The sequence below is a fragment of the Herbaspirillum sp. LeCh32-8 genome (assembly GCF_017814915.1).
GTDB lineage: Bacteria > Pseudomonadota > Gammaproteobacteria > Burkholderiales > Burkholderiaceae_D > Herbaspirillum.
The window spans coordinates 685,049-705,315 of record NZ_JAGIPZ010000001.1 but is presented as its reverse complement, the minus strand read 5'-3'; the positions used below and the strand labels follow the sequence as shown (position 1 = coordinate 705,315).

The 20,267-nt window shown below is 64.7% G+C and carries 13 protein-coding genes; 5 read left to right on the top strand and 8 right to left on the bottom strand.

The window, feature by feature from the left end; translation table 11 throughout:
* Positions 1 to 103: 103 nt before the first annotated feature.
* Positions 104 to 844, bottom strand: a complete 741-nt coding sequence (gene rpsB / locus J8I26_RS03275) for a 30S ribosomal protein S2 (protein WP_209603980.1) — start codon at positions 842 to 844, stop codon at positions 104 to 106.
* A gap of 333 nt (positions 845 to 1,177) precedes the next feature.
* Here rpsB and map point away from each other — a divergent pair, with 333 nt between their 5' ends.
* The 3 genes from map (at position 1,178) to J8I26_RS03260 (ending at position 5,654) form a co-directional block, all read left to right on the top strand.
* A complete protein-coding gene (map, locus tag J8I26_RS03270) occupies positions 1,178 to 2,002 on the top strand; it encodes a type I methionyl aminopeptidase (RefSeq protein WP_209603978.1) in 825 nt (274 codons plus the stop codon).
* A 219-nt stretch (positions 2,003 to 2,221) separates the two neighbouring features.
* The gene (locus tag J8I26_RS03265; protein ID WP_209603976.1) at positions 2,222 to 4,774 is read left to right on the top strand and encodes a [protein-PII] uridylyltransferase; all 2,553 of its coding nucleotides are present in this window, start codon (positions 2,222 to 2,224) and stop codon (positions 4,772 to 4,774) included.
* 133 nt (positions 4,775 to 4,907) lie between these two features.
* Complete coding sequence (locus J8I26_RS03260; RefSeq protein ID WP_209603974.1) at positions 4,908 to 5,654, top strand: pseudouridine synthase; 747 nt, start codon at positions 4,908 to 4,910, stop codon at positions 5,652 to 5,654.
* A 112-nt stretch (positions 5,655 to 5,766) separates the two neighbouring features.
* On the opposite strand, the gene J8I26_RS03255 is transcribed toward J8I26_RS03260, so the two are convergent.
* Positions 5,767 to 6,258: a DUF1854 domain-containing protein gene (locus tag J8I26_RS03255; RefSeq protein ID WP_209603972.1), complete on the bottom strand. Its 492-nt coding sequence runs from the start codon at positions 6,256 to 6,258 to the stop codon at positions 5,767 to 5,769.
* 2 nt (positions 6,259 to 6,260) lie between these two features.
* A complete protein-coding gene (locus J8I26_RS03250) occupies positions 6,261 to 8,537 on the bottom strand; it encodes an ABC transporter ATP-binding protein (RefSeq protein ID WP_209603970.1) in 2,277 nt (758 codons plus the stop codon).
* Between the two features lie 791 nt (positions 8,538 to 9,328).
* On the opposite strand from J8I26_RS03250, the gene cphA (J8I26_RS03245) reads away from it, so the two are divergent.
* Both cphA (J8I26_RS03245) and cphA (J8I26_RS03240) read left to right on the top strand, forming a co-directional pair.
* Entirely contained in the window at positions 9,329 to 11,527 is a 2,199-nt protein-coding gene (gene cphA / locus J8I26_RS03245; RefSeq protein WP_209603968.1) for a cyanophycin synthetase, read from the top strand.
* Between the two features lie 67 nt (positions 11,528 to 11,594).
* A complete protein-coding gene (cphA, locus tag J8I26_RS03240; protein WP_209603966.1) occupies positions 11,595 to 14,168 on the top strand; it encodes a cyanophycin synthetase in 2,574 nt (857 codons plus the stop codon).
* A 53-nt stretch (positions 14,169 to 14,221) separates the two neighbouring features.
* On the opposite strand, the gene J8I26_RS03235 is transcribed toward cphA (J8I26_RS03240), so the two are convergent.
* From J8I26_RS03235 to J8I26_RS03215, 5 genes are all read right to left on the bottom strand, one after another.
* The gene (locus tag J8I26_RS03235; RefSeq protein ID WP_209603964.1) at positions 14,222 to 14,830 is read right to left on the bottom strand and encodes an AAA family ATPase; all 609 of its coding nucleotides are present in this window, start codon (positions 14,828 to 14,830) and stop codon (positions 14,222 to 14,224) included.
* A gap of 219 nt (positions 14,831 to 15,049) precedes the next feature.
* Positions 15,050 to 15,586, bottom strand: a complete 537-nt coding sequence (gene def / locus J8I26_RS03230) for a peptide deformylase (protein WP_209603962.1) — start codon at positions 15,584 to 15,586, stop codon at positions 15,050 to 15,052.
* A 105-nt stretch (positions 15,587 to 15,691) separates the two neighbouring features.
* Complete coding sequence (galU, locus tag J8I26_RS03225) at positions 15,692 to 16,576, bottom strand: UTP--glucose-1-phosphate uridylyltransferase GalU (RefSeq protein ID WP_209604781.1); 885 nt, start codon at positions 16,574 to 16,576, stop codon at positions 15,692 to 15,694.
* Between the two features lie 109 nt (positions 16,577 to 16,685).
* The gene (ligA, locus tag J8I26_RS03220) at positions 16,686 to 18,758 is read right to left on the bottom strand and encodes an NAD-dependent DNA ligase LigA (protein WP_209603960.1); all 2,073 of its coding nucleotides are present in this window, start codon (positions 18,756 to 18,758) and stop codon (positions 16,686 to 16,688) included.
* A 23-nt stretch (positions 18,759 to 18,781) separates the two neighbouring features.
* A complete protein-coding gene (locus J8I26_RS03215; protein WP_209603958.1) occupies positions 18,782 to 20,119 on the bottom strand; it encodes a cell division protein ZipA C-terminal FtsZ-binding domain-containing protein in 1,338 nt (445 codons plus the stop codon).
* Between the last annotated feature and the right edge of the window lie 148 nt (positions 20,120 to 20,267).

Sequence of the window (20,267 nt, the reverse complement as noted above, 5' to 3'; positions counted from 1 at the left end):
GCAGGATCGCGAAGCACCTGAAACTCGAAAATTAACTCAAAAAAAAGGGGTCACCGCGTAATCCCGCTGCACCCCTTTTTTGTACTGCACGGAAGAAGCAGAATTAAGCCTGCTCGACCTCGACGAACTCGTCGCCCTTGACTGCTTCGACCACGTCGTTGACGGCGTTTGCACGGCCTTCCAGCACGGCGTCAGCCATGCCGCGAGCGTACAGAGCGATCGCCTTGGCGGAGTCATCGTTACCCGGGATCACGTAAGTGACGCCTTCGGGCGAGTGGTTGGTATCAACCACGCCGATGACCGGGATGCCCAGCTTGGCGGCTTCGGTGATGGCGCCCTTGTGGTAGCCGACGTCGATCACGAAGATGGCGTCAGGAATGCCGCCCATATCCTTGATGCCGCCGATGGCCTTCTGCAGCTTTTCCTGTTCACGGCTGAACAGCAGGGCGTCCTTCTTCGACAGCTTCTCGACCGAACCGTCTTCGATTGCGGCTTCCATGTCCTTCAGGCGCTTGATCGAGGTCTTGATGGTCTTGAAGTTGGTCAGCATGCCGCCCAGCCAACGCTGGTCAACGTAAGGCACGCCTGCGCGCTGAGCTTCGCCAGCCAGGATTTCGCGGGCTTGACGCTTGGTGCCGACGAACAGGATGGTGCCGCGGTTGGCGGACAGTTGACGCACGTACTTCTGGGCTTCCTGGAACAGGCCCAGGGTCTTTTCCAGGTTGACGATGTGAATCTTGTTGCGATGGCCGAAAATGAAGGGGGCCATCTTGGGGTTCCAGAAGCGGGTTTGGTGACCGAAGTGGACACCGGCTTCCAGCATTTCGCGCATGGTAACGGACATGAATTTCTCCAGGGTTAGGTCTGGAATCCGCTCGGTCATCCAGCTCATGCAGCCGGACACCCTTTTAGCGAACGGATTCGCGTTTCAAAAAAAGCAATCATCAGGATGACGGCAGGACAATATTTCCCACAAACATCACCATGACCAACCTGACTCTTTCAGGTTAGCCCAAGATTCTACCCCGTCCAAGCCGTTTGTTCAAGCATCACATGAACTTCGTGAAACGCGAGCGCCACTCAAGCTGCGGCCTTCGCCCGCGCGAGCGCCCAACAGAAAATACCCCTGTCGACTATAATCCCTTCTTGACGATTTTCTAGCGAATTGCGATTCACCATGGGCAACATCACCATCAAAACCGCCGAAGATATCGAAGGCATGCGCGTAGCCGGCCGCCTGGCCGCCGAAGTGCTGGACTACATTACCCCCTTCGTCAAACCCGGCGTCACCACCGGCGAGATCGACCGTTTGTGCCACGAGTACATGACCAATGTGCAAGGCAGCATCCCGGCGCCGCTGAACTACTGCCCGCCCGGCTACACGCCCTACCCCAAGGCCATCTGCACTTCCCTGAACGACATCATCTGCCACGGCATCCCGGGCGACAAGGTGATGAAGAACGGCGACGTGCTCAATATCGACGTCACCATCATCAAGGACGGTTACCACGGCGACACCAGCCGCATGTTCTTTCTGGGCGAGCCCTCCATCCTGGCGCGCCGCCTGACCGAGATCACCTACGAATGCATGTGGCTGGGCATCTCCAAGATCAAGCCCGGCGCCCACCTGGGCGATATCGGCCACGTCATCCAGCAGCACGCCGAAAAAGCCGGCTACAGCGTGGTGCGCGAATTCTGCGGCCACGGCATCGGCAAAGTCTTCCATGAAGAGCCGCAGGTGCTGCACTACGGCCGCCCCGGCACACTGGAAAAGCTGGAAGCCGGCATGATCTTCACGGTCGAGCCGATGATCAACGCCGGCCGTCGCGAAATCCGCGAAATGGGCGACGGCTGGACCATCAAGACCAAGGATCGCAGCCTGTCGGCGCAATGGGAACACACCGTACTGGTCACCGAGACCGGCTTTGAAGTGCTGACCGTCTCGCCCGGCATGCCTGCGCCGCCGGCCTTCATCCAGAATCAGGTGACGGCAGCGGCCTGATTTTTTCGGCCTCCCGGACTTCGGCGGAAATCGCGATGAAACCAGCAACGGTCATCGCCATTTCCGCCGAAAACGTTTTGGGAGGCAACACAATATGTTTCCGGCCGGCCAAACCCGGCACGAAACCTGCTATAGGCAAGACGCCGCACGGGGACGCGGCAAACTGACCGACCAGCGGCCTCCCTGCCGCCAACCAAGCCAAATACGATATCCAAGACGATGCCGATACTCGCCGTCACGCTCAAGAAGCAGCTCAAGGCCGCCCGTCAGCAGGCCATCGACGCCTTTCAGACCAATCACAAGACCGAACAGCTGCTGACCCAGCTGCGCCGCAACGTCGACGCTGCCCTCACCCAGGCCTGGGAAGAGCTGGGCATGCCGGCCGAGGCCGCGCTGGTGGCCGTGGGCGGCTATGGCCGCGGCGAGCTGTTCCCGCATTCGGACGTGGACGTGCTGATCCTGCTGCCCCATGCGCCGGACGGCGCGGAGAAGGCCAAGCTGGAGTCACTGGTGCAGCTGTTCTGGGACATCGGCCTGGAAATCGGCCACAGCATCCGCACCATCGACGAGTGCATGGATGAATCGGCGGCCGACATCACCGTGCAGACCAGCCTCTTGGAGGCCCGCCTGGTCACCGGCAGCCGCGCGCTGTTCAAGCACCTGCAGGAGCGCTACCACGCCGCGCTCGACCCGCTGGCCTTCTTCCAGGCGAAAACACTGGAAATGCGCCAGCGTCACATCAAGTACGAAGACACTCCCTACAGCCTGGAGCCCAACTGCAAGGAAAGCCCGGGCGGCCTGCGCGACCTGCAAGTCATCCTGTGGGTGGCCAAGGCGGCCGGGCTGGGCGACTCCTGGACCAAGCTGGCCGAGCACGGCATGCTGACCTCCACCGAGGCGCGCCAGCTGCGCCAGAAGGAGCGCGCCTTCAAGGACATCCGCATCCGCCTGCACATCGTCACCGACCGCCGCGAAGACCGCCTGGTGTTCGACATCCAGACGCCGATCGCCGAGACCTTCGGCTTCAAGACCACCGACACCCGCCGCGCCAGCGAATACCTGATGCAGCGGTATTACTGGGCAGCCAAGGCGGTGGTGCAGCTCAACACCATCCTGCTGCAAAACATCGAGGCCCACCTGTTCCCGCAGCCGGCCGTGCCGCGCCAGATCAATGAACGCTTCAACGAGGTCAATCGCTTCGTCGACATCGCCCACGACAACGTGTTCGAAGAGACCCCCTCGGCCATGCTGGAAGTATTCCTGGTGCTGGCCGAGCACCCCGAGTTGAAAGACATGTCGGCGCGCACCATGCGTGCGCTGTGGCACGCCCGCTTCAAGATCGACAACGCCTTCCGCGCCAACCCGGAAAACCACCGGCTCTTCATGCGCATCATCCAGGCCAAGCGCGGCATCATGCACGCCCTGCGCCGCATGAACGCCACCAGCGTGCTGGGCCGCTACCTGCCGAACTTCCGCCATATCGTCGGCCAGATGCAGCACGACCTGTTCCACGTCTACACGGTGGACCAGCACATCCTGATGGTGGTGCGCAACGTGCGCCGCTTCACGATGAGCGAGCACGCGCACGAATACCCCTTCTGCAGCCAGCTGATGGCCAACTTCGGCCAACCCTGGGTGCTGTACGTGGCAGCGCTGTTCCACGACATCGCCAAGGGGCGTGGCGGCGACCATTCCAAGCTGGGCATGGACGACGCCCGCCAGTTCTGCGTGCAGCACGACATCTCCCCCGAAAACACCGAGCTGATTGTGTTCCTGGTGGAGCAGCACCTGGCGATGTCGCACGTGGCGCAAAAGCAGGACTTGTCGGATCCCGACGTCATCACCGCCTTCGCGCAACTGGTCAAGGACGAGCGTCACCTGACCGCGCTCTACCTGCTGACGGTGGCCGACATCCGCGGCACCAGCCCCAAGGTGTGGAATGCCTGGAAGGGCAAGCTGCTGGAAGACCTGTATCGCATCACCCTGCGCGTGCTGGGCGGCGAGGCGCCGTCGACCGACCGCGAGCTCAAGAACACCCAGCAGGAAGCGATCAAGACGCTGCGCCTGTACGGCCTGCCTGCAGACGCCCACGAGCAGTTCTGGAAACAGCTCGACGTGGCCTACTTCCTGCGCCACGACGCCTCCGACATCGCCTGGCAGACGCGCTGCTTCTACGACAAGGTCGACACCGGCGTGCCGCTGGTGCGCTGCCGCCTGGCGCCGATCGGCGAAGGCGTGCAGGTGGCGGTCTACACGCCCGACCGCGCCGACCTGTTCGCGCGCATCTGCAGCTACTTCGACGAAAAAAGCTTCAGCATCTTCGACGCCAAGATCCACACCACGAAGAACGACTACGCGCTGGACGCCTTCCTCATCAACGCCCCGGTGTTCGCCAAGAACTACCGCGACATCATCAACCTGATCGAGCACGAACTGGGCGAGCTGCTGAAGTCCGACGCCCCGCTGCCGGCGCCCTCCAAGGCGCGCCTGTCGCGCCTGTCGCGCACTTTCCCGGTCAATCCCTCGGTGGACCTGCGCCCCGACGAGCGCGGCCAGTACTACTTGCTGTCGATCTCGGCCAACGATCGCGCCGGGCTGCTGTACTCGATCTCCAACGTGCTGGCCAAGTACAAGATCAACCTGCACACCGCCAAGGTGATGACGTTGGGCGAACGCGTGGAAGACGTGTTCCTGATCGACGGCCCTGGCCTGTCCCAGCCGCGCAACCAGATCATGCTGGAAACCGAACTGCTGGCCACGCTGCGCGTCTGAACGCTGCCGCCCCCCCCTGCGCCGGATCGCGATACCGGGTCCGCGCAGGCGTCGCAGGCGTCACTGCGCCGCAATCTGCCGTACAATCTCCCCCTCGCCGCATCCGGCCCCTGTTTTCTGCAAGGCAATCCCCATGACCGAACCCGTCCGCCTCTCCAAACGCATGTCCGAACTCGGCCTCTGCTCGCGCCGCGAGGCCGACGAGTGGATCGAGAAAGGCTGGGTACGCGTGGACGGCGCGGTGGTGTCGGTGCTGGGCAGCAAGGTGTTGCCGCACCAGAAGGTCACCGTGGAACGCCAGGCCAGCGTCGAGCAATCCCAGCGCGTGACCATCCTGATCAACAAGCCGATGGGCTTCGTCAGCGGCCAGGCCGAAGACGGCTACAAACCGGCGGTAACGCTGGTCAACGCCGAGTCGCGCTGGCCGGAGGACGACGCCGACATGCAGTTCCATCCCAGGCAGTTGCGCAGCCTGGTGCCGGCCGGACGGCTGGACATCGACTCCGTCGGTCTCCTGGTGCTGACCCAGGACGGCCGCATCGCCAAGCACCTGATCGGCGAAGACTCCGACGTCGACAAGGAATACCTGGTGCGCGTGAAGTACACGCGCCCGGGCAAGCTGCCCGAGCACGACCTCAAGCGCCTGAACCACGGCCTGATCATGGACGGCAAGCCGCTCAAGCCGGCCAAGGTCGAGTGGCAAAACGAAGACCAGTTGCGCTTCGTCCTGCGCGAAGGCAAGAAGCGCCAGATCCGCCGCATGTGCGACATGGTGGGACTGAAGGTGATCGGCCTGAAACGCATCCGCATCGGCGGCGTCAAGCTGGGCGATTTGCCGACCGGCCAGTGGCGCTACCTGCGTCCGGACGAGCGTTTCTGAACATCGCTTACCCCGAAAAAACAAAGGCCCTGATCTGCATCAGGGCCTTTTTCATTGCAGGGTTGCTGCCGGCACATTGAGCGCGGGCAGGCGCCTCAGCAACTCGGGCAACTCAGAGGAAGCGATCCAGAATCTTGCGGCTGTGCTTGTCCAGCGCCTTCAGGTCGCGCACCAGGAACTGGATGCTGTGGCTGTCGGCAATCAGCAGCGCCGAGTTCGGCAGGCGGCGGATGTCCTCCTCGCCCTTGAGCGTGAAAGTGGTCACGCCGCGCGAAGTCTGCACCGTCCAGTCGCTCGGGGTGGCGAAGGTAGACACGCCGACGATGCGGCAAATCTCCGGCATGAATTCGCGGCTGGCGAGCTCTTCCTCGATCAGCTTGCGCGCCTCCACCTCCACCTGTTCCAGACGGTCGATCCACGCCAGTTCGTGGCCGTCGCTGGACACCACCGACACGCCGCCGTCGGGCGCACTGACCGGGAAAGCGCGTACCGGAATCACGTTCTCGTGCGAGGCGCCGTCAGCGCCCGTGAACACCAGGCGACCGAAGCTGTTGCGATGCAGGCCGAAGGACGGCTGCTGAGCAGGGTTTGTCGTCATGGTCATCTTCATTCACCCTTCTCGTCGTCGCTGACCGAGACTTCCGCCTCGCCGTCAGGATTGCGCGCCTGCGCCTGGTACAGCTTGTAGTAATGGCCCTCGCGCGCCATCAATTCCTCGTGGTTGCCGACCTCGACCACCTGGCCGCGGTCCAGCACCACCAGGCGATCGGCCTTGCGCAGCGTCGACAGGCGGTGCGCGATGGCGATCGTGGTGCGACCCTGGACCAGGTTGTCCAGCGCCTTCTGAATCTCCTTCTCGGTGGTGGTATCCACCGACGAGGTGGCCTCGTCCAGGATCAGGATGCGCGGGTCGATCAGCAGCGCGCGAGCGATCGAAATACGCTGGCGTTCACCGCCCGAAAGCGCCTGGCCGCGTTCGCCCACCAGCGAGTCGTAACCCTGCGGCAGGCGCAGGATGAACTCGTGCGCGTGCGCTGCACGTGCGGCGGCAACGATCTCCTCCCGCGTAGCTTCCGGTTTGCCATAGGCGATGTTCTCGGCGATGGTGCCGAAGAACAGGAACGGCTCCTGCAGCACCAGGCCGATGTTGCGGCGGTATTCAGAAATCGGCAGCGAGCGGATGTCGACGCCGTCGATGCGGATCGCGCCTTCGGAGACGTCATAGAAGCGGCAGATCAGGTTGACCATGGTCGACTTGCCGGAACCGCTGTGGCCGACCAGGCCGATCATCTCGCCCGGCGCGATCGACAGGCTCATGTTGCGGATCACCGCACGGTTGCCGTAGCGGAAGCCGATGTTGCGCACCTCGATGGCGCCCTTCACCTTTTCCAGGTGAACTGGGTTGGCCGGCTCAGGCACGCTGGAGACGTGATCCAGGATGTCGAAGATGCGCTTGGCGCCGGCGGCGGCCTTCTGCGTCACCGACACGATGCGGCTCATCGAATCCAGACGGGTGTAGAAACGGCTGATATAGGCCAGGAAGGCGGTCAGCACACCCACCGTGATCTGGTTGTTGGACACCTGCCAGATGCCGAACACCCACACCACCAGCAGGCCCACTTCGGTCAGGAAGGTCACGGTCGGCGTGAACAGCGACCAGATCTTGTTGACGCGGTCGTTGACCATCAGATTGTGGCGGTTGGCCTCGCGAAAGCGTGCCACTTCGCGCTTTTCCTGGGCGAAGGCCTTGACCACGCGGATGCCGGGGATGGTGTCGGCCAGCACGTTGGTCACTTCCGACCAGATACGATCGATCTTCTCGAAGCCGTGACGCAGGCGGTCGCGCACCACATGAATCATCCAGGCGATGAACGGCAGCGGCAGCAGGGTGACCAGCGCCAGCCAGGGGTTGATCGAGATCAGGATGGCCGCCGTCATGATGATCATCAGCACGTCGATGGCGAAGTCCAGCAGGTGCAGCGAGAGGAACACGCAGATGCGGTCGGTCTCCGACCCGATGCGCGCCATCAGGTCGCCGGTGCGCTTGCCGCCGAAATATTCCTGCGACAGACGCAGCAGATGCTCATAGGTGGTGGTGCGCAAATCGGCGCCGATGCGCTCGGACACCAGCGCCAGAATGTAGGTGCGCGCCCAACCCAGGCCCCAGGCCAGCAAGGCCGCGCCCAAGAGGCCGGACAGGTAGAGCATGGCCAGGTGGGTGTCGATCGGCGCGCCGTTCTGGAACGGGATCAGCACGTTATCCATCAGCGGCATAGTCATGTACGGCGGCACCAGCGTGGCGGCCGTAGAGGCCAGCGTCAGCAGGAAGCCCAGCAGCAGCGATCCCTTGTACGGCTTGGCAAAGCGCGACAGGCGGAACAGCGCCCAGGTGGACGGCGGCGCCTCCTTGGTTTCCGGGCAGATGGCGCAGGCCTCCTGGCCTTCGGGGATGGGTGCCTTGCATTGCGGGCAGACGTCGCCCTCTTCCACCGGCCTCACACCGGAAGCCAGCAGGTCGCGCTGCTGCTCGAACAACTTGATCAGGCGCAGCGCCTGGGGATTTTGCGCCAGCGTGTAGCGCCAGGCGGCCAGGCGGCCAGCGCCGTCGCACAGCTCCAGCGTGCCCACGCCTGCGTGGTCGAAGTGCTTCAGGTTCAGCTCGGGACTGTATTGCCATTCCTGCCACACCGTACCTTCGGGGGTGTTGGCCAGCAAACGGGTTTCGGTGGCCACCAACAGGGAGGTGCGAAATTGCAGTTGCGAATCGAGGTCCAGCTCCAGCCAGGCCGCGATCTTCTCGTCGGCGGCCAGGCGGGCGGCAGTTTCCGCTCTCCAGCGTTCGGGCAGGCTGGCAGTGGCGGAAGGAAGGGAATCAGTAGTCATTTAACGGCAACATTAGGCCCGAAGCGAGCAGTTTTGGCTGGTTGTGAGTGAATGGCAAGGCCCGATGCGGGCAGCGCGGGATTATAGCGCAGCCCCTGCCGGCATCGCCCTGCCATCCACGGCGAATACGTCTCTTGCGTCTCTTGCATGTTCATGCGTTCCTCGCATAACGCCAGACACCGCCAAACGGTGCACGCATGAGCTCAGCCACGTTTCCCGCACAATGCGAAAGCGCGGCGGCAAGGGCGTCTGCGGCCGGTCTACACCATGTTGACCGTCGTTTTTTTGGTTAATTCGCGCCACGGCCACCGGACACTCTGCGACAATAGCGGCCAATCACATCCTCAGAACAAGCATAACTCCAATGAGATCCGCCTCTGCCGCCAGCAAACTCGACCTGATTTTCCGCGCGAGGCGCACCCCTTGATTTTCCGCCGGGCAAGGCCTCGTCCGCCCCGAGCTTATTCTTTCGTCATTCCCAGTAAACCAAACGCCTTCGAACACGTTAGTGGAGCATGCGCTATTCTGACGGAATGCTGACCGAGAAATTCTGTCGTACCTTTTCGGAACCCGCCCAACCCGCCATGACGCCGCCCCGTAAGGAAGAGCTTGCAGCGCCGGCGCCACGGGAAAGACGCTGCAGTCCGGCTGTAACGAGTGGCGCCACTTTGTTTCGCGAGGTCAACGGAAGACGAGCCTGAAAACGTTTCACAAATAACAGCCCGGCAACACCAAGCGGTCCGGCACCACAGATAGACACAAACGGTAATTTACGCGGCATATCTCCAGACATGAAAAACATCGAATTCCTCCGTTTCCTGCCCTTGAAAGGTCCCAACATCTGGACCTACCGCTCGGCCCTCGAAGTGTGGATCGACATCGGCGAACTGGAAGACTTTCCTTCTAACACCATCCCCGGCTTCACCCAGCGCCTGACCACCTGGCTGCCCACGCTCATCGAGCACCGCTGCAGCTATGAAGTGCGCGGCGGCTTCGTGCGCCGGCTGGAAGAAGGCACCTGGCCCGGCCACATCCTGGAACACGTCACGCTGGAACTGCAGAACCTGGCCGGCCTGCCCGGCGGCTTCGGCAAGGCGCGCGAGACCAATGTGCGCGGCGTCTACAAGGTGGTGGTGCGCGCCCGTCATGAGACGGTCACCCGCGCCGCGCTGTACGCCGCCCGCGATCTGGTGATGGCCGCCATCGAAGACCGCCCGTTCGACGTCGACGCCGCGCTGGAAAAACTGCGCCGCATGGTCGACAAGCTCTGCCTGGGTCCGAGCACCGCCTGCATCGTGGATGCCGCCGAAGAACGCCGCATCCCCACCATCCGCCTGTCCGAAGGCAACCTGGTGCAGCTGGGCCATGGCTGCAATTCGCGTCGCATCTGGACCGCCGAATCGGACGACACCAGCGCCATCGCCGAGAGCGTCTCGCGCGACAAGGACCTGACCAAGACCCTGCTGGAAAACTGCGGCGTACCGGTGCCCGAAGGCCGCCTGGTGGAAAGCCCGGAAGATGCATGGGATGCCGCTGAAGACATCGGCCTGCCGGTGGTGGTCAAGCCCTGCGACGCCAACCATGGCCGCGGTGTGTTCATTGACCTGAACACCCGCGAGGAAATCGAGACCGCCTACAAGGTCGCACTGGAAGAAGGCAGCGGCGTGCTGGTCGAGCGCTTCGTGCCGGGCCTGGAGCACCGCCTGCTGATCGTCGGCGGCAAGCTGGCCGCGGCCGCCCGCGGCGAACCCATCTTCATCATCGGCGACGGCAAGTCGACCGTACAGCAGCTGCTCGACGAGCTCAACCGCGACCCGCGCCGCGGCCTGCTGGAAGAACACTTGTTGGACCCCGTGCTGCTGGAACGCGAACCGGCCGCCGTGCTGGAACTGCAGCGCCAGAAACTGACCGTCGACTCGGTGCCGGCCGCCGGTCGCCGCATCCTGCTGTTGCGCAACGGCAATGTCTCTTCCGACGTCACCGACAAGGTCCACCCCAGCGTGGCCGCCGCCGCTTCGCTGGCCGCGCGCATCGTCGGCCTGGACATCGCCGGGGTCGACATCGTGGCCGAAGACATCACCCGCCCGCTGGCCGACCAGGGCGGCGCCATCGTCGAAGTCAATGCCGGCCCGGGCCTGCTGATGCACCTGAAGCCCTCCGACGGCAAGCCGCGCCCGGTGGGCGAAGCCATCGTCAACAACCTGTTCGGCGAGGACGAAACCGGCCGCATTCCGGTCGTGGGCGTCACCGGCACCCACGGCAAGACCACCATTTCGCGCCTGGTCGCGCGCATCATTCACCTCTCCGGCAAGCATGTCGGCCTGGCCTGCGGCGACGGCCTGTATTTCGGCGAACGCCAGGTCGAGCGCGGCAACCGCGCCAACTGGGAAGCAGCCCATCGCGTGCTGCTCAACCGCGCCGTGGAAGCCGCCGTGTTCGAAAACGGCAGCGTCTCCATCCTCGCCGAAGGCCTGGCCTACGACCGCTGCCTGGTCGGCGTGGTCGCCAACATCGACCCCGACGACAGCCTGCCCGAGTACTACATCGAGAACGCCGAACAGATCGCCACCAAGGTCAAGCGCACCCAGGTCGACCTGGTGCTGCCGGACGGCGCAGCCGTGTTGAACGCCGACGACGCGCTGGTGGCCGACATGGCGCAGCTGTGCGACGGCGAAGTGATCTTCTTCAGCACCGAACCGCAGTCCGAGCTGGTGGCGGCGCACCTGAAGGAAGGAAAACGCGCCGTGTTCCTGCGCGGCGGCGACCTGATCCAGGCCGAGGGCGATCGCGAAGTCAAGGTCAGCTCGGTGGACGCCATCCCGCTGACCGAAAACGGCGCCGTGGCCTACCAGGTCGAGAACGTGCTGGCGGCAGTCGGCGCGGCGTGGGCGCTGGGCATTTCGCCCGAAGTGATCCGCGCCGGCATCGAGCTGTTCGGCACCGAGCAGGCGGAGCAGCAAGGCCTGAAGTTCAAGAGCCAGGTCGCCTGATCCAAGGCGCAGCGGCAAGGCAACACAGACCAGATTCAAGATCAAGAGACATTAGGAAAACCTGTCCATGGACGTATCCCGCATACGCGCACTGCGCGGCCCCAATCTCTGGTGCAGACACACTGCCATCGAAGCCATCGTTTCCTGTCCGGAATCGGAACGGGTGGTGGACGACATGCCCGGCTTCGAGGTGCGCCTGCGCGCCCGCTTCCCGCAGATCGGCTTCCTTGAGCCTGACGGCGGCAAGCAGGTCGTATCGATGGCGCATGCGCTGGCCGCAGCCGCCCTCGCCCTGCAATCGCAGGCCGGCTGCCCGGTCACCTTCAGCCGCACCGTTTCCACCATCGAAACCGGCATCTACCAGGTCGTGGTCGAGTACAGCGAAGAGGAAGTCGGCCGCCTGGCCTTCGACCTGGCGCTGGAGCTGTGCCTGGCCGCACAAGCCGACACCCCGTTCGACCTGACCGCAGCGCTTGCCCGCATCCGCGAGCTGGATGAAGACGTGCGCCTGGGCCCCAGCACCGGCTCCATCGTCAACGCCGCCGTCAAGCGCGGCATTCCATTCCGCCGGCTGACCCAGGGCAGCATGGTGCAGTTCGGCTGGGGCAGCCGCCAGAAGCGTATCCAGGCCGCCGAGACCAGCAACACCAGCGCCATCGCCGAGTCGATCGCGCAGGACAAGGACCTGACCAAGATGCTGCTGCACGCCGCCGGCGTGCCGGTGCCCAACGGCCGCGTGGTCACCACCGTGGAAGACGCGCTCAAGGCCGCCGAGGAAATCGGCGCCGCGGTCGTGATCAAGCCGCTGGACGGCAACCAGGGCAAGGGCGTCGCCGTCAACATCAGCACCCGCGCGCAGATCGAACACGCCTTCGCCAATGCCGCCAAGATCAGCGACGAGGTCATCGTCGAGCGCTACCTGTCGGGCCACGACTTCCGCCTGCTGGTGATCGGCAAGACGCTGGTGGCTGCGGCCCGCCGCGATCCGCCGCAAGTCATCGGCGACGGCGTGCACACCATCCGCCAGCTGATCGACCAGGTCAACGCCGACCCGGCGCGCGGCGACGGCCACGCCACTTCGCTGACCAAGATCCGCCTGGACGACATCGCGCTGTCCGTGCTGTCCGCCCAGAACCTCGATCCTGAAGCCATTCCGGCCCAGGGCGTGCGCGTGGTTCTGCGCAACAACGCCAACCTGTCCACCGGCGGCACCGCCACCGACGTCACCGACGACGTGCACCCCGACATGGCCGCACGCGCCATCGCGGCGGCGCAGATGGTCGGCCTGGACATCTGCGGCGTCGACGTGGTTTGCAACTCGGTCCACATGTCGATGGAAGAGCAAGGCGGCGGCATCGTCGAAGTCAACGCCGCGCCCGGCCTGCGCATGCACCTCTCGCCGTCCTACGGCAAGAGCCGCGACGTCGGCGAAGCGATCATCTCCACCATGTACGAAGACGGCGACGACGGCCGCATTCCCGTGGTGGCGGTGGCCGGCACCAACGGCAAGACCACCACCGTACGCCTGATCACCCACCTGCTGGCCAAGACCGGCCTGCGCGTGGGCATGACCAACACCGACGGTGTCTACATCGACGGCCAGCGCACCGACACCGGCGACTGCAGCGGCCCGCGCAGCGCGCGCAACGTGCTGTTCCACCCGGACGTCGACGCCGCCGTGCTCGAGACCGCGCGTGGCGGCGTACTGCGCGAAGGCCTGGGCTTCGACCGTTGCGCCGTGGCCGTGGTGACCAACATCGGCATGGGCGACCACCTGGGCCTGTCCTACATCAGCACCGTGGAAGACCTGGCAGTGGTCAAGCGCGTGATCGTCGAGAACGTGGCGCCCACCGGCACCGCCGTGCTCAACGCGGCCGATCCGATGGTGTCAAGGATGGCAGCCTCCTGCCCCGGCTCGGTCACCTTCTTCGCGCTGGACCCGGCCCACCCGATCATGGCCACCCATCGCGCCCAGGGTCACCGCATCGTCTATCGCGACGGCGACGCCATCGTGGCCGCGCAGGGCGACTTCGAGAAACGCCTGAAGCTCTCCGGCATCCCGCTGACCCGCAGCGGCGCCATCGGTTTCCAGGTCGAGAACGTGATGGCCTCGGTCGGCGCCGCCTGGGCGCTGGGCCTGGATTGGGAGCAAGTCACCGGCGCCCTGGCCAGCTTCATCAGCGACAGCGGCACCGCCCCGGGCCGCTTCAACCTGTTCGACTACAAGGGCGCCACCCTGATCGCCGACTACGGCCACAATCCGGACGCCATCGCCGCCCTGATCAAGGCCGTGGACAGCATGCCCGCCCAGCGCCGCTCGGTGGTCATCAGCGGCGCCGGCGACCGCCGCGACGACGACATCACCCGCCAGACCGAATTGCTGGGCGATGCCTTCGACGAAGTGGTGCTGTACCAGGACCAATGTCAGCGCGGCCGCGTCGACGGCGAAGTAATCGCGCTGCTGCAGCGCGGCCTGGAAAAGGCCAGCCGCACCAGCGACGTCAAGGAGATCTACGGCGAGTTCCTGGCCATCGACACCGCCCTGGCGTCACTCCAGCCGGGCGACCTGTGCCTGATCCTGATCGACCAGGTGGAAGAAGCGCTGGCGCACATCAACATGCGCGTCAAGGATAGCGCCTGACCGCGGCGCAATCCCGCAAGACCACGGCCCGCAGCACTCCTGCGGGCCGTTTTTCATCCGGCGTGCCGCTCCAGCTGCCCCAACACCTGATCTCGCCGCTGCGCCGGGCTACCCGGCGGCAACGAGACGACCCGGTAACCCAGCGCCGCATAGACTGCCCTCATCGCGTCGTGCGTGGCGACCGCCGTCGCCCAGTCCTGCCTGCGCTCGCGGTCAGTTTCATAAATCTCCCGCCACGGCGGCAAGATAAAGACCGGCTCCGCATATCGCCACTTTCCGGCGGCCTGCTTCACCCGCGCCAGCAATCCGGCAGCTTGTGATAGCTTGTCCAGGTCTTCCAACTGCATGTAGCCAAGTACATCGGGAATGCCTCGGTCGCAAAAGACCGGGGCCCTCCGTCCGGCATGCGCCTCATGCAGGCGCAATTCCGCCTCAAGCATCTCGGCGGAGAACGCCAGACGATCCTTCCATGGCAACGCGTCGCCGCCGGCTACCATCTGGCGCCGGATCACGCCCCGGCCCGCCTCTTCCTTGACGCCGTAACCGGCGTCTAGCAAGGCTGCCAGCAACGTCGTCTTACCTGTGCCTGGACCGCCGGTCAGGACGTAAAAAAGATTTATACGGAAGGCTTTGTTTTCCGCCGATTCGAATGCTTTCGACATCGATAACTCCTTGATCGGATTGGATGCAAGATCAGCTCCGCCACGAGGATCGGGGCGGAGCGTCAGGAAAACAACGGGGAGATGCCGACGCAATGGTGTTGGCAAGCGCCTGCCATGCCTGTGGCCGAAGGAAGGCAGGAAGGAAGGAAGGAAGGAAGGAAGGAAGGAAGGACGTCATCCCGGTGCTCAGGCCGGGATGAGACGTAGAGCAGAGAAATCTCAGTCGTCGTGATTGGGATCAAGCTCGGGGAACAACACCTCGGTAAAGCCGAACTGCGTGAAGTCGCGGATGCGCATCGGATACAGGATGCCCTGCAGGTGATCGCACTCGTGCTGCACCACGCGCGCATGGAAGCCGTCGACGGTGCGGTCGATGGCGTTACCGTCCAGGTCGAAGCCCTGGTAGCGCAGGCGGCTCCAGCGCGGCACCACGCCGCGCATGCCGGGCACCGAAAGGCAACCTTCCCAGCCGTCTTCGATCTCGTCCGACAGTGGCGTCAGCACCGGATTGATCAGCACCGTCTCGGGCACCGCCGGCGCATCCGGGTAGCGCTGGTTGCTGCCGAAACCGAAGATCACCAGCTGCAAATCAATGCCGATCTGCGGCGCAGCCAGGCCGGCGCCATTGACGGCGCGCATGGTCTGGAACATGTCGTCCACCAAGGACGCCAGCTCGGACGTGCCGAACTGGGTCACGGGCTGCGCCTGGCGCAGCAGGCGCGGGTCGCCCATTTTGAGGATGTCGCGGATGGCCATATTTCTGTGCTCCAAAAGACGACGCCCGGGCAATACCGGGCGCCTGTCTGATTATCACCTATCCCGCAGGCAACCGCTGCCGACGCCGGGGAGGAAGGCACAACTTTACTTGTTGCCGATTTCGGTCAGGAATTCACCAAAGGCGGCGCCGGTTTCCGGGTGCTTCAGGCCCATGGCGACGGTCGCCTTCAGGTAGCCCAGCTTGGAACCGCAGTCGTAACGCTGGCCCTGGTAGCGATAGGCCAGGACCGACTCAGCCTGCATCAGCTTGGCGATGCCGTCGGTCAGCTGGATCTCGCCGCCGGCGCCGCGGCCGATGTTTTCCAGATAGTCGAAGATACGGTTGTTCAGCACATAGCGGCCCACCACGGCCAGCGTCGACGGCGCGTCTTCCGGCGCCGGCTTTTCGACGATGGCGTTCACGCGCTCCAGGTTGGGCTGGTAGGACGTGGCGCTGACGATGCCGTACTGCTTGGTGTCTGCCTTGGGCACTTCCTGCACCGCCAGCATGCTCATGCCTTCGCGCGAGTAAATGTCGGTCATCTGCGCCAGCACCGGCTTCACGCCGGCGTCAGTGTCCATGAAGTCGTCGGCCAGCAGCACGGCAAACGGCTCCTCACCCACCACCGGACGGGCGCACAGCACGGCGTGGCCCAGGCCCAGTGGAGTCGACTGACGGATGAAAATGCAATTGACGTTCTTGGGCACCACGTTCTGCACGATCTCCAGCAGCTTCTGCTTGCCGGCGGCCTCCAGTTCGCTTTCCAGCTCATAGGCCTTGTCGAAGTGGTCCTCGATGGCGCGCTTGTTGCGGCCGGTGATGAAGACCATCTCGGTGATGCCGGCGGCGACAGCCTCTTCCACCGCGTAGTGGATCAGCGGCTTGTCGACGATGGGCAGCATTTCCTTGGGCTGCGCCTTGGTCGCAGGCAGGAAGCGGCTGCCCAGGCCGGCCACGGGGAAAACTGCTTTCTTGATCCGTTTGATCATCATTGCTCCATCAGGAAGGTGAAATTGCTTGATTCTGTTGCGCCAGGATTGCCGGCAAGCGGCAGGCCTGGCGCCTGGATACTGTTGCGACCGATGCCGCGGACCAGTCTTATTCGGCCCCGGCACCGCCTCCGGCGCACAGCGCCTTGAGTCCGTCTTCGTCGAGAATGGCCAGGCCCAGCTCTTCGGCCTTGGCCAGCTTGCTGCCGGCTTCGGCGCCGGCCACCACGTAGCTGGTCTTTTTCGACACGGAACCCGCCACCTTGCCGCCGGCCGCCTCGATCAGCTGCGACGCCTCGTCGCGCGACAGGTTGGGCAGCGTGCCGGTCAGCACGAAGGTCTTGCCGGCCAGATGCTTGGGCGCGCTGTCGACACCTTCGCTTTCAGGCCAGTGTACGCCTACCGCGCGCAATTGCTCCACCAGCTCCACATTCAGGGCGTCGCTGAAGAAGGCGCGGATCGAAGCCGCCACCACCGGACCGATGTCGGCCACTTCCAGCAACTGCTCCTCGCCGGCGGCCAGCAGCTTGTCGAGGCTGCCGAAATGGCGCGCCAGTTCCTTGGCCGTCGCCTCGCCCACATGGCGGATGCCCAGCGCGTAGATGAAGCGCGGCAGCGTGGTGTTCTTGGACTTCTGCAACGCATCCAGCACGTTCTGCGCCGACTTCTCGGCCATCCGGTCCAGCGTCGCCAGCGCCAGCAGGCCGAGGCGGTACAGATCGGCGGGCGTGGTCACGATATTGGTGTCCACCAGTTGCTCCACCAGTTGCTCGCCCAGGCCTTCGATATCCATGGCGCGGCGCGAGGCGAAGTGCTGCAGGCCGCCCTTGCGCTGCGCCGAGCATTTCAGCCAGCCGCCGGAACAGCGAGCGATGGCTTCGTCCTCGGCGCGCACGATGGGCGAACCGCACACCGGGCAGGCGGTCGGCATGACGAAGGCACGGGCATCGGCCGGACGCTTCTCCGGCACGTAGGCGACCACTTCCGGAATGACGTCGCCGGCGCGGCGCACGATGACGGTGTCGCCGACCTGGATGTCCTTGCGACGCACTTCGTCTTCATTGTGCAGCGTAGCGTTGGTCACCGTCACGCCGCCCACGAACACCGGGTTCAGGCGCGCCACCGGCGTGATGGCGCCGGTGCGGCCGACTTGCACTTCGATGCCCTGCACCACGGTCAGCGCTTCCTGCGCCGGGAATTTGTGCGCCAGCGCAAAGCGCGGCGCGCGCGAGACGAAGCCGAGGTGCTTCTGCTGGTCCAGGCGGTCAACTTTGTAGACCACGCCGTCGATCTCATAGGGCAGCTGCTCGCGCTTCTCGCCGATGCCGCGGAAGAAGGCCAGCAAACCGGCCGCGCCGCTGACCACGGCGCGCTCCTTGCACACCGGCAGGCCCAGCTGCTGGTACCAGTCCAGCAAGGCCGAGTGCGAGGCCGGCATGTCCATGCCCTCCAGCACGCCGATGCCATAGGCGAAGAAACGCAGCGTGCGCTGCGCGGTAATGCGCGAGTCCAGCTGGCGCAAGCTGCCGGCGGCGGCGTTGCGCGGGTTGGCGAACTCCTTCTGGCCGGCATCGCGCTGGCGCTGATTCAGGCGCGCGAAGTCGTCCTTGTACATCAGCACTTCGCCGCGCACGTCCAGCACTGCAGGAATCTTGTCGCCATGCAAACGCAGCGGGATCGCGCGCACGGTGCGGATATTGGCCGTCACGTTCTCGCCGGTAGTACCGTCGCCGCGGGTGGCGGCCTGCACCAGCACGCCGTCGACGTAACGCAGGCTGATCGCCAGGCCGTCGAACTTGAGCTCGGTGGCGTAACGCACCTCTTGCAAGCTCTCCAGGCCGTCCATGACGCGCTTGTCGAAGGCTTCGATGTCTTCATCGGCGAAGCCGTTGCCCAGCGACAGCATGGGAATGTCGTGACGCACAGGCTCGAATTGCGGCAACGGCGCGCCACCCACCCGCTGGGTCGGCGAATCCGGCGTCACCAGCTCGGGGTGCGCCGTCTCCAGCGACTGCAGCTCCTGGAACAGGCGGTCGTATTCGGCGTCGGGAATGCTGGGCTGATCCAGCACGTAATAACTGTGGTTGTGGCGATTCAGTTCGGTGCGCAGCTCATGCGCACGAACCAGCCAGTCCGGCGCCCCTGCCGGGGGCCGTCCTGCGGAAAACAAATCTGCTTGCATCTCGGAAGAAGGGGCGTCGCCCCTCAGCTGAACAGGCGCATCGCGCGGGTGGATCCTGCGGGGATATCGGCCGATTCCATGGCGCTGTAGAAGGCCGATACCTGCTCGGCGATGTCGGCCAGCGAGGCGTCAGGCAAGGGCTGGTCGCTGTCATCGACCAGCGTGCCGCCCAGGCGCGCCGCCAGCGAACGGCCACAGGCCACCAGTGCGCCGTAGCCGTCGCGCGCCGGCGAGACGCGCGGCACATCCAGCAGCAGGGTCAGGCGGTCGGTGGTTTCGTCGGCCTGGGTGGCGTTGGTCGACAGCGCGAACAGCACCTCGCCCTCACCGTCCTGCATCACCAGGTAGCCCTCGGTACGACGGTCGAAGCCCTGGCGGGTCAGCGCCGCCAGCAGCGTAGCCAGGTTCCACGGCGCGCCGTTGGAACGCACGTTGACCGACAGCTGCACGTCATGGTCGGCGATGAACTGGTGCAGCGCCTGGGCGGTGCGGATGACGTCGGGCATATCCGGCAGTTCGGGCTCGCCGGAGAGCGAATCGGTCAGGTCGCGCAGGCGCATGACCAGCTCGGAGTATTCGATTTCGTTCAGGGCATTGCTGCGATTGGCCAGTTGCGCACCGGCCAGCAAGGCGGTGTAGACGCCGCCATGGGCCACGGCTTCCCAGTCGCCTTCGGCGGTGCGGCCGATGAAGTGCACCGGCTTGTTGCCGACATGGCGCAGGTTCTGCAGCAACGGCAGTAGCTTGTCGCCGCGCAGCGGGTTTTCCAGGGCGATGGGGATGTTGCAGTCGATCAGCTCATCCACCGGCAGCTCGCGCTTGGGCGCCAGGCGCGCCTGCATTTCCGGCGGCGGCGTGAAGGCGGGAGCAGCCTCGATCTGTTCTTCGGCGCCGGCGATCACCTGCGCCACCGTCGATTGCGGCGCCTGCGCCAGGGCGTCGGCCATGGCCGCGTCGGCGGCCTGCTTGTTGGCGTCGGCAACGGGGGCGTCGCCGAGATAGGGCTCGCGCTGTTCGAATTCAGCCTGGTCCATGTAGGCCTTGACCGGGGCCGGCACCGGCTTGCGCTCGGGCATGTCGTACAGGCCCGGCTCCACGCGCTCGTCCTGCGGCGTGGCGGAGAAATTGTCGGCGCCGCGCTCCATGGTGGGAGCCGGCGACGCGAAATCATGCGCCGGGGGCTCGCTACGCGCGCCCTGCTCGGCTTGTTCTTCCGGCGACATCAGCACGTCGTCGTGCGAGGAGGAAAAGGCGCGCTCCACGGTCTTGCGCGCCTTGTGCTCCTGCCACTTGTTGTAGGAAATGACGCCGACGACGAATACGCCGCCGATCACAATCAGGCTGGTCTGGAGATCCATCATGCTGCACGCCCCTTCGCATTGGCTGGCTGGTGGGCGCCGGCGTCGGCGCAGCGTGGCATGGTCGGTTCGAAGAAGCTGCTCATTGAAGGAATCCGAATCCTATAAATCCGAGAGTGCCTGACCCACGCTTGTGCGGGAGCCGTCCATC